This is a genomic window from Flavobacterium sp. (assembly GCF_046317795.1).
Taxonomy (GTDB): Bacteria; Bacteroidota; Bacteroidia; order Flavobacteriales; family Flavobacteriaceae; genus Flavobacterium.
The window spans coordinates 1-10202 of record NZ_JBKCVI010000117.1; the positions used below are offsets into that span (position 1 = coordinate 1).

12 protein-coding genes and 2 pseudogenes are annotated in these 10202 nt (G+C 32.7%); 7 read left to right on the forward strand and 7 right to left on the reverse strand.

Features of this window, described 5'->3' with window-relative positions; translation table 11 throughout:
- Positions 1 to 189, reverse strand: a pseudogene (locus ACK5ON_RS06840) (GNAT family N-acetyltransferase); the annotation flags it as partial.
- A 124-nt stretch (positions 190 to 313) separates the two neighbouring features.
- On the opposite strand from ACK5ON_RS06840, the gene ribD reads away from it, so the two are divergent.
- The 3 genes from ribD to ACK5ON_RS06855 are packed head-to-tail and all read left to right on the forward strand — an operon-like array spanning position 314 to position 2567.
- Entirely contained in the window at positions 314 to 1354 is a 1041-nt protein-coding gene (gene ribD, locus ACK5ON_RS06845) for a bifunctional diaminohydroxyphosphoribosylaminopyrimidine deaminase/5-amino-6-(5-phosphoribosylamino)uracil reductase RibD (RefSeq protein WP_409821097.1), read from the forward strand.
- Positions 1347 to 1955: an HAD family hydrolase gene (locus ACK5ON_RS06850; protein WP_409821100.1), complete on the forward strand. Its 609-nt coding sequence runs from the start codon at positions 1347 to 1349 to the stop codon at positions 1953 to 1955. The genes ribD and ACK5ON_RS06850 overlap by 8 nt, the downstream gene beginning before the upstream one ends.
- Before the next feature lie 3 nt (positions 1956 to 1958).
- On the forward strand, positions 1959 to 2567 hold the full coding sequence (locus tag ACK5ON_RS06855; RefSeq protein ID WP_409821103.1) for an IMPACT family protein: 609 nt from the start codon (positions 1959 to 1961) through the stop codon (positions 2565 to 2567).
- A gap of 6 nt (positions 2568 to 2573) precedes the next feature.
- On the opposite strand, the gene ACK5ON_RS06860 is transcribed toward ACK5ON_RS06855, so the two are convergent.
- Positions 2574 to 2972 carry an acyl-CoA thioesterase gene (locus ACK5ON_RS06860; protein WP_396175384.1) on the reverse strand — a complete coding sequence of 133 codons (399 nt, stop codon included), beginning with the start codon at positions 2970 to 2972 and terminating at the stop codon, positions 2574 to 2576.
- A 183-nt stretch (positions 2973 to 3155) separates the two neighbouring features.
- On the opposite strand from ACK5ON_RS06860, the gene dnaA reads away from it, so the two are divergent.
- The 3 genes from dnaA to ACK5ON_RS06875 are packed head-to-tail and all read left to right on the forward strand — an operon-like array spanning position 3156 to position 5863.
- Entirely contained in the window at positions 3156 to 4583 is a 1428-nt protein-coding gene (gene dnaA, locus ACK5ON_RS06865; protein WP_396175386.1) for a chromosomal replication initiator protein DnaA, read from the forward strand.
- Positions 4584 to 4629: 46 nt separating this feature from the next.
- Entirely contained in the window at positions 4630 to 5097 is a 468-nt protein-coding gene (locus tag ACK5ON_RS06870; RefSeq protein ID WP_409821106.1) for a low molecular weight protein-tyrosine-phosphatase, read from the forward strand.
- A gap of 43 nt (positions 5098 to 5140) precedes the next feature.
- Positions 5141 to 5863, forward strand: a complete 723-nt coding sequence (locus ACK5ON_RS06875) for an SAM-dependent methyltransferase (RefSeq protein WP_409821108.1) — start codon at positions 5141 to 5143, stop codon at positions 5861 to 5863.
- On the opposite strand, the gene ACK5ON_RS06880 is transcribed toward ACK5ON_RS06875, so the two are convergent.
- The 5 genes from ACK5ON_RS06880 to dapF all read right to left on the reverse strand — a co-directional run bounded on the left by ACK5ON_RS06880 (position 5864) and on the right by dapF (position 9889).
- Entirely contained in the window at positions 5864 to 6499 is a 636-nt protein-coding gene (locus ACK5ON_RS06880; protein ID WP_409821110.1) for a peptidoglycan-binding protein LysM, read from the reverse strand. It abuts the gene before it with no gap.
- Positions 6500 to 6596: 97 nt separating this feature from the next.
- Complete coding sequence (locus tag ACK5ON_RS06885) at positions 6597 to 7508, reverse strand: DUF2279 domain-containing protein (protein WP_409821113.1); 912 nt, start codon at positions 7506 to 7508, stop codon at positions 6597 to 6599.
- A gap of 3 nt (positions 7509 to 7511) precedes the next feature.
- Positions 7512 to 8546, reverse strand: a complete 1035-nt coding sequence (gene mltG, locus ACK5ON_RS06890) for an endolytic transglycosylase MltG (protein ID WP_409821115.1) — start codon at positions 8544 to 8546, stop codon at positions 7512 to 7514.
- Between the two features lie 18 nt (positions 8547 to 8564).
- Positions 8565 to 9092, reverse strand: coding sequence for a GNAT family N-acetyltransferase (locus tag ACK5ON_RS06895; RefSeq protein ID WP_409821117.1), 528 nt, complete (start codon positions 9090 to 9092; stop codon positions 8565 to 8567).
- Positions 9086 to 9889, reverse strand: coding sequence for a diaminopimelate epimerase (dapF, locus tag ACK5ON_RS06900; RefSeq protein ID WP_409821120.1), 804 nt, complete (start codon positions 9887 to 9889; stop codon positions 9086 to 9088). Before dapF ends, ACK5ON_RS06895 begins: the two co-directional genes overlap by 7 nt.
- 133 nt (positions 9890 to 10022) lie before the next feature.
- On the opposite strand from dapF, the pseudogene ACK5ON_RS06905 reads away from it, so the two are divergent.
- Positions 10023 to 10202, forward strand: a pseudogene (locus ACK5ON_RS06905) (serine protease); the annotation flags it as partial.

Below are 10202 nucleotides of genomic sequence, written 5' to 3' on the forward strand. Positions count from 1 at the left end.
ACCTATAATTTTGCCGTTTTCTTCAACAACAAAATATGCTGCTCTCGGATTATCATAAGTTTCAAACATAAAATCCAATTGGGTATCCGCAAAGGCAGTTCCCGTTTTTGGAAACCCGTCCGAGATAAAAACTTCTCTGATTACTGCTGCAATTTGTTTGTTATCTTCCTTTTGGATTGTTCTAATCATTTCATTGTTATTAAATTGATGGGTAGCGAATGAAGACTTAAAAAGTGTATTATTCAACTTGAAAAATCGTAATTCTTTAATCTTAAATCAAAAATCTTAAATCGTTAATCACTATTTTTGCGAGGTGAAGATACATGAAAAATATATAAATCGTTGTATTCAATTGGCCAAAAATGGCTTGGGAACAACCTATCCTAACCCGTTAGTAGGCAGTGTGATTGTATATGATAATAAAATTATTGGTGAAGGTTGGCACAAAAAATCGGGAGAACCACATGCCGAAGTTAATGCAATAAATGCCGTAAAAGATAAATCTTTACTATCAAAATCAACAATTTATGTTTCTCTTGAACCCTGTAGTCATTATGGTAAAACGCCACCTTGTTGTGATTTGATTGTAGCACATAAAATTCCTAATATTGTAGTTGGGACTATCGATCCCAATAGCAAAGTGGCAGGAAAAGGTATTAAAAGATTAATCGAAAATGGAGTAAATGTTACCGTCGGGATTTTGGAAAAAGAATGCAACGAATTGAATAAACGTTTTTTCACTTTTCACAACAAAAAAAGACCTTACATAATTCTGAAATGGGCAGAGAGTCTTGATGGGTTTATAGCACCATTAGCTAAAGAAAAGAAAGAGCCAGTTTGGATATCAAATGCCTTTTCCAGACAATTGGTTCATAAATGGCGAAGTGAAGAACAAGCTATTTTAATAGGAACCAACACGGTTATTGAAGACAACCCAAAATTAGATGTCCGGGATTGGACCGGAAAAAATCCTGTTAGAATTGTACTAGATAGAACAGGAAAAATAGCTGAAGATTATTTTGTTAAAGATTTAAAGACTAAAACAATTATAATAACAGAACAAGATAATTTAACAATTAGTGAAAATGGTATTTATGAAAATGTTATCTTTGATGCTAGTATGTTGCCAACTATTTGTGGTATTTTATTTAAAAATAACATACAATCTGTAATTATTGAAGGTGGAAGGCAAACAATTCAAACTTTTATTGACTCCGATTTTTGGGACGAAGCAAGAGTTTTTGTTGGTAATTTTAATCTTAATAATGGAGTAAAAGCTCCTCTATTAAAAAGAAATTACACTAGTAGCAAAATAAAAGAAGACCAACTTAAACTTTTTATAAATCATGATTAACACTATTATTTTTGATTTTGGAGATGTTTTTATTAATCTTGAAAAAGAAGCATCGATTGAAGCGTTTAAAAATTTAGGATTAGATGGTCCCAATGAAGATTTGTTGGCACACAATGATTTATTTGAAAAAGGAAAAATTACAGAACTGCAATTCATAGAAACTTTCCAAAAATATATTCCAAATGCTAGTATTGAAGAAATACGTAAGGCCTGGAATGCCTCTATTGGTGACTTTCCTTTGCACCGATTAGAGTTTTTACAAATGTTATCTAGCAACTATCGATTATTTCTATTAACCAATACAGATGCTATTCATATCAATCGTTTCGAGCATAAAGTAGGTATGAGTTTTTATAGCGATTTTTATCGTTGCTTTGAAAAAGTATATTACTCATATGAAATGGGAATGAGAAAACCCGACCCAGAAATTTTCAATACGTTAATCAGAAAACACGATTTATCTCCCAAAAGAACATTGTTTGTAGATGATAAAAAATCGAATACTGACATTGCTGAATATTTGGGCTTGCAGGTGTGGAATTTAAAAGTTGGAGAAGAAGATGTTGTACAATTATTTGAACAAAAACACCTTCCCTTCTAAGTTTTGATTGAAAAAGATACTTATAAAACAATAGCCAATGCTGCTGCAGCAATTTTATTTAAAGAAAAAAACAGTAAGTTTTTTGGTTTTGCCTTCCCCGTTACAACTGAAGAAGAAATTAAAATCAATCTAGAAATTTTAAGAAAACAGCATCATGGTGCCGTTCATTTTTGTTATGCCTTTCAATTAGGCACCGAAAAAGTCACTTTCAGAGCAAATGATGATGGCGAGCCAAGCAATACTGCAGGAATGCCCATTTATGGACAAATTCAATCTTTTGGGCTAACCAATATTTTAGTGGTTATAGTTCGTTATTTTGGCGGTGTAAAATTAGGCGTTGGCGGACTGATTGTTGCATATAAAACCGCGGCCCAAATGACATTAGAACATGCTGAAATTATCGAGAAAACGATTAACATCCAATTCCAAATAAACTTTGAATATAAAAACATGAATAAAGTCATGAGAGTCATCAAAGAAAAAAATCTTGACATTATTTCCCAAAATCTGACTGAAAATTGTCAAATAAGAATAGCGACACGAAAAAAAAATGCCGAAAATATTTTCAACATCTTTTCTACATTGTTTGAAATTGAGATAAAAAAACTTTAATTTTTTTTAGTTCTCTAAGACTTCTAAAATATACTTTGGTGGCGCAATAGGTTTTCCAGAATTTATGTCCACAAAAACCAATAAAAATTGTGCAGTTGTTAACAACTCATCGTTTTCATTGCGAATTTCACAATCAAATTCTATCTTCACAGAACTTTGACTTTTAAACTTCGTTATGACTTTAAGTAAGTCGTCGTAACGAGCGGGCTTTTTATAATTTATAGTCATCGAAACTATAGGAAGCGCAATGCCGTTTTCTTCAAGCGATTTATACGAAATCCCTTTATTTCTAAGCCATTCCACGCGACCCATCTCAAAATAAGGCACATAATTACCATGATACACTACACTCATTTGGTCGGTTTCCGAATACCGAACTCTAACATTTATTTGATGTTCATTCATCTGATTTTTTTACTTATGATCTATTTTTTAAATTTCCTTACAACAATATTTTTTAAAAATCAATGCCATTAAAATTTTTTTTAACAAATTTTATTCACATATTTGTTACCCCGAAAAATTAGACGATTTTTATTGTCATTTATACAAAAAAAAACCTAAACTAATTATTAATTTTATATCAATATGATCAAAACTGCGCAATCGGTATGGGAGAACTGTCTTGAATTTATTAAAGACAATATTCAAGAACAAGCTTTTAAAACTTGGTTTGAACCGATTAAGTCAGTTGAACTTACTGATAACGCATTGTACATCCAAGTGCCTAGTAAATTTTTTTATGAGTGGCTTGAAGAACATTACGTAAAATTACTAAAAGTAGCGTTAACCAAAGAACTCGGAAAAAATGCAAAGTTACTCTATAAAATCAAAATGGAGAACACTTATGGCAATAAACAACCTTACACTGAACAATTACCAAGTTCTCACAGAAGTCCATTGAAATCTCAAGATGTTGATGCACCCTATAAAAATCTAAATCCAGAACTCAAAAATCCTTTTGTAATTCCTGGAATTAGAAACCTAAAAATCGAGTCGCAACTTAATCCAAATTATAGTTTTGATAATTTCTTGGAAGGTGATTCTAACAGGTTAGCACGTTCAGCCGGTATGGCTGTCGCTAATAAACCAGGAGGAACTTCGTTCAATCCATTATTGATTTTTGGTGGCGTTGGATTAGGAAAAACCCATTTAGCCCATGCTATAGGTGTTGAAATTAAAGATAAATATCCAGAGAAAACCGTTTTGTATATTTCTGCCGAAGTATTTACACAACAATACATAGATTCAGTTAAGAAAAATAACAGAAATGATTTTATCCATTTTTATCAATTAATAGATGTATTAATTATAGATGATGTTCAGTTCCTTTCAGGAAAAACTGGAACGCAAGATGTTTTCTTCCACATCTTTAATTATTTACACCAAAATGGAAAGCAAGTAATTCTTACTTCGGATAAAGCACCAGTTGATATGCAAGATATCGAACAACGATTGCTGTCTCGTTTCAAATGGGGATTATCCGCAGAATTACACCAACCCGATTATGAAACCAGAATTTCTATCCTAAAAAATATTTTATATCGAGATGGTGTTGAAATGCCTGATGAAATTATAGAATATGTAGCTCGTAACATTAAATCAAATGTTAGAGAATTAGAGGGTGCCATTATTTCATTAATAGCTCAATCTTCATTTAATAAAAAAGAAGTCACTTTAGATTTAGCCAAAAGTGTTGTAGAAAAATTTGTTAAAAATGTAAAACGCGAAATCTCAATAGACTATATTCAAAAAGTAGTTTCCGATTATTTCCAGTTAGATATTGATACTTTACAATCAAAAACAAGAAAACGTCACGTGGTTCAAGCAAGACAGCTGGCCATGTTTTTTGCAAAAAAGTTTACTAAATCTTCCTTAGCAAATATTGGTTCACAAATAGGCGATAGAGACCACGCAACAGTACTTCACGCCTGTAAAACTGTCGATAATTTAGTGTCAACAGACAAACAATTCAAAAAATTCGTTGAAGACATTCACAAAAAACTATCACTGTAATTAGCTTTTTTTTGATTAAGTTTGCTCTTTAGAGAAAAACTGTAGTATGCCTATTAAAATTTTAATGGTTTGTCTTGGAAATATTTGTCGGTCTCCACTGGCAGAAGGACTTTTAGCTTCAAAACTCCCAAAAGATAGATTTAATGTAGACTCCGCCGGAACCGGAAATTATCACATTGGCAAACAACCTGATCAACGTTCTATACTTACAGCTCAAAAAAATGGTCTAGATATTACCAATCAAAAGGGTAGACAATTTTCCTCAAACGACTTTGATTACTTTGATTATATATTCGTCATGGACAGTTCCAATTATGACGATGTGATACTATTAGCCAAAAGTGAAGCTCACAAAAACAAAGTCGAAATGATACTCAATCACTTATTTCCTGGAGAAAATGTCGATGTTCCGGATCCATATTACGGATTACAAAATGGTTTTGACATGGTCTATGAAATGCTAGATGAAGCTTGTGATATTCTAGCCAAAAAATTGATTGAAAAACATTCTTAAAATGCATCGCATTGAGTGTAAGCACTAAAAAAAGACTACAAAAATGAAACCCATAACACTCAGAGGAAAATTGTACTTAATCCCTACCACTTTGGGAGATATGAATCCACATGATGTGTTACCACAAACCGTAAAAAGAGCCATCGATTTCATAGACTGCTTTATTGTAGAAAATGAAAAAACGGCTCGAAAATTTATCAAAGCCATCAATCCTGAGAAAGTTCAAGCGAGTTTAAAAATAGAAACGCTCAATAAACATACAGCTATTGCAGCACACAATTCGATGATTGCTCCTTGTTTAAATGGAATTAATGTTGGATTAATGAGTGAGGCAGGTTGTCCCGGAGTTGCTGACCCTGGAGCGGTAATTGTGAAAATAGCACATGAAAAAGGCATTCAAGTTATTCCTTTAGTTGGTCCATCTTCTATTTTATTAGCCATGATGGGTTCAGGAATGAATGGACAAAGTTTTGCTTTTAACGGCTATATTCCTATTGATAAAAATGAAAAAAAAATCGCTTTAAAAAAATTGGAGAAATTATCACATGATAAAAATCAATCACAAATTATCATTGAAACACCATACAGAAACAATACCTTATTGGAAGATATTTTACAAGCATTGCAACCCAATACCCATCTTTGTATTGCAACCGATATAACTTTACCAACAGAATTTATAAAAACGTTACGAGTGGCTGATTGGAAAAAAACAACGGTCGACCTACACAATAGACCGACCATTTTTATTATTCACAAAATGTGATTAGTTAACTCTGGCGTTTTTTATGGCTTGAATTCTACTCGTTTCAAATCCTCCAAAATCTCTAAGATACGTTTTCACCGAAGTACCATAATCATCTTTACATTTTTTTTCTCCATTCGAATTCAGAAAACGTTTTACTGAACCTGTTCCTCCAAGATGAGCTGCAGCCAAAATTCCCGACTCAGTTATTTTAACACCATCTACTATTTTACCCTCAAAGTAGTCAATGTAATTTCTTAACTCATATTTGTTTTTTGAAAGTAAAACAACAAATGCTTTTTCTTGAAGTCTTGGACTATTTAAAAACCCTATACTGTCATGAATACCAATTGATTTTAAAGTCTCAACACCAAATTGATACTTACCTAAATAACCCAAAGTATTAATTTTTCTGTATTTTCCTTGTGATTCTTTGTGCGCAATGGCTTCTTTATAGCCAATAAAATACTTTCCAGTGTAGGGAACTCTAAGGGTTACATAGTCGATGATATTTTGAGATGGAAAAACATATAATAGTTCTTCATTTTCATCAACACCAAAACCGCTTATAATTTGAGAATTATAGGGTTTAAAACCCGAGCTTATGAAAGCTACAATTAGAAGGATTGATGTGTAAAAAATACCTTTTTTTATCATGAAATTTTATTTTTCAAGCGCTGTCACCGACATGATATTTCCAAGTGCAAATATACAAATAAATTTATAAAATTGAATATCAAGTAGTTGAACTGGCTTAAAAATAGATAAAATGAAACTTTGAACCTCCGTTACCCCTTATTTCAAACGTTGGAGCGGGAATTTTAATAAAATTAAAAACTGTTAAAAGTGTCTTAACAAAGTGAGATTTAGTTTCGATTTTGGTCAAATCAAGGTCAAGACTGAGATAAAATTGACGGTATCTTTTGCTTTCAGGTAGGAAAATGGTATTAATAAATTCATCATTAGCTGTAATCATTCCTTCTGCGCCATATCCAATGGCAACATTAAGCCATTTTGGGATAACTGAAGACTTAGCAAATGAATGAATATTGGCTGATAACCAATAGGTTTGACCATTATAATCTTTTAATATCTGCTCTGGTATAGAACTTCCCAAAACTTCTGGACGAGCAGATGCGTATGGAGTAGTATGAAAAGAAAATTTGGGCACAATTCGCTGTTCTTTCCAAAGTAATTCTTGCGAAACATACAAAGCCGTTCCAGCAACATTGGCAGCAACGTCTCCCATTGATGCCCCCCAATTGGCAGAATAGCCATCAAAAACCTCAACGGCAGTTAGAAATGCTAAACCCAGTGTTGAACCATAAATCAGTTGGCGTTTTCTGCTAGCGCCAGACCATTTCAAAGCATCAGCACCATAACTCCCTAGATGATACGATGAAAAAACGTGACCTAGTTTATCCATTTGAAGCCATTCGGCATTGTCATTAATAAAATGAAAATCGGATCGGGGATAATCAGCATACCACAATTGGTTTAAACCAATCAAGGCAGCTGAACCAATGGCTAACTCAGAAACAACAAGGGATTTAAGTCGCTTTTTATTTAAGGTATCCGATGGTTTTAAAAAGTTTTCAATGGAACTTTGAGAAAATAGAAAACTGGAGAAAAATAAAAATAGGATAATGTAATACTTCGTTTTCAAAAGTTATCTTTTTGTGCCTTGAGCATTCAACCAATCGGCATATTTTTTGGCATTGACATTGTGCTGTGTAATGGTAGAAGCAAACTCATGGTATCCAAATTTTTCAACACTGGCACAAAAATAAAGATAATCATGTTTTGTTGGATTTAAAACAGCATCAATAGCATCTACATCGGGCATGGCGATTGGTCCCGGTGGCAATCCAATGTTTTGATACGTATTGAAAGGCGAATTGATAAACAAATCGTTATATAAAACTCGCTTTATTATTTGGACGAAATTTTTATCTCTTAATTTCAACGCATAAATCACAGTTGGATCCGCTTGTAAAGGCATTCCAATATTCAATCTGTTTAGATAAACCCCAGCCACAGTAGGCCTTTCGCTTTTTTTAACGGTTTCTTTGTGAACAATTGATGCCAAAGTAATCACTTGAACAGGAGTTAAATTCAAAGCATCCGCTTTAGCAATTCGTTCTTTGGTCCAAAAACGTTTGTATTCGTCCAACATTTTACTTCTGAATTTTTCTGCCGAAATATTCCAATAGACTTCATACGTATTGGGCAGAAACATGGCAAAAACATTATCTTTAGTAAAATCATTTTGCCTCAAGAAAACAGTATCTCGGAATGTTGCTAATAATTTAGTAGTATCAGGTTCAATTTGTGAACTAACTCGTTCGCACAGATTTTCTAACCGTTCTTGATTATTGAAAGCTAATTTTACTGGAGTATTCCTCCTTATGGCACCTACCAATTGAAAAGCACTCATCCCTTTTTTAAACAAAAACCGTCCTGACTTAACATTATTAGGATACGAACGAAGCTTGGCTATAAACTCAAAATTATACATGTTCTTGATGTAGGGAGAAATGATTTTCACAACATCTGTATAATTAGAACCGGTTGGGACTTGAACATAAATTTCATCTTTATCAAAATTAGTATTTGAAGTAAAAAATTTGACAAAAACAACTATGACAATAAGCAAAAAAGCAATTGCTAGGACTTTAAAAATAGTATTTCTCTTTGTATTCAAAATCGAAAATATTTTAGTTTATTTTTTAATTAATTGCAATAATACTTCATCATGAAAAGAATTGTTGGTGAAATTCCAATCTTTCTTAACTCCTATCTTTTCAAATTCAAATGTCGTAAAAAGGGACAAACTCGGTAGGTTTTCGGTACTAATATTTGCATACAATTGATGTAATTGCAATTGGTGGAATGCATAATTAATCATCAAACCCAAAGCTTCTTTACCAAAACCATTGTTTCGATCAACATTATTTTGAATAATAATACCAACACCAGCGCGTTTGTTTTTTGGGTCAAAATCAAATAAATCAATCAATCCAATAGCTTCAAGATTTTCAATTTTACAAATAGCCAAGCGCAACTGTTTGGCTTCGTATATATCTTGATGTGCATTTTCAAGATATTGAGTAATTAAAAATTTGCTATACGGTGTTTGCGTATTGCTCACTTCCCAAATGTTTTCATCATTTTCTATACGATAGATAAACACTAAGTCTTCAGGTTCGAGAGCACGTAGAAAAATAGTATTTCCTTGAAGTGTTACCATGTTATTTCCCCTTCAAAGACAAATGTTGCTGGTCCTTTTAAAAAAACGTTAGTATAACTATTCCCGTCTTTCACAAAAGAAACCTCCAATTTTCCGCCTTCAACATCTAAAAAGATATGATGTGCGTTTGTTTTTCCGATAGCATGCATTGCAATAGCGACAGCAGTTGCGCCAGTGCCACAAGATAGCGTTTCGTCTTCAACACCACGTTCGTAGGTTCGTAAAGCAAAATGATTTTCTGATAACTGTTTAACAAAATTCACGTTACTACCTTCCTTTCCATACAATTCAGAATAACGAATTGTAGCGCCATTTTTTTTTACATCATAATTTTCTAAATCATCCATCATCATCACATGGTGCGGTGAACCTGTATTGAGGAAAACATACTCTTCTTCCACTCTAACTTTTGATACATTTTTCATTTGCAAGGAAACGATACCATTCTCTAAAATTGAAGCATGATGCAAACCGTCAGTTGCTAAAAAAGTGGCTTCGTTGTCGATTATTGACAACATTTTAGCAAAAGCTACGATACATCTTCCACCATTGCCACACATCGAACTTTGATTTCCATCGGAGTTATAATAAACCATTTTGAAATCGGTCGGTTTTGCGAGATTCGAAGCAATCTCTTCATTCTCGAGCAAAATTAGTCCGTCTGCACCAATTCCAAAACGTCGGTCACACAATTTTTCAATAAGACTTATGTTCTCTTTTGGAAAATTATTTTGGCGATTATCAATCATCACAAAATCATTTCCAGTTCCTTGGTATTTAAAAAAAGAAATTTTCATAGCGCATATAACTTCAACAAATATAGCAAATATTAAGATTATCTTAAAAATTGTTAAACGAGCGTTAAAGGATATTTGTAAAAAAAAAGATTGTTTTTAATTTTACATTCAAATAATTTTAATAGTACTAGTTATGAAACGATTTTCAAGTTTATTTATGATTTCTTTATTAAGTGGAGCAACCACACTTGGCGCTTACAAATTATTTATTGAAGGAAAGGACAGTCGCAATTCGATTGTATCTATGGCGTCGTCAAATTACAACAGAACAGTAGGTTTATCTGGTGAAGCAGTTGATTTTACAGTTGCTGCC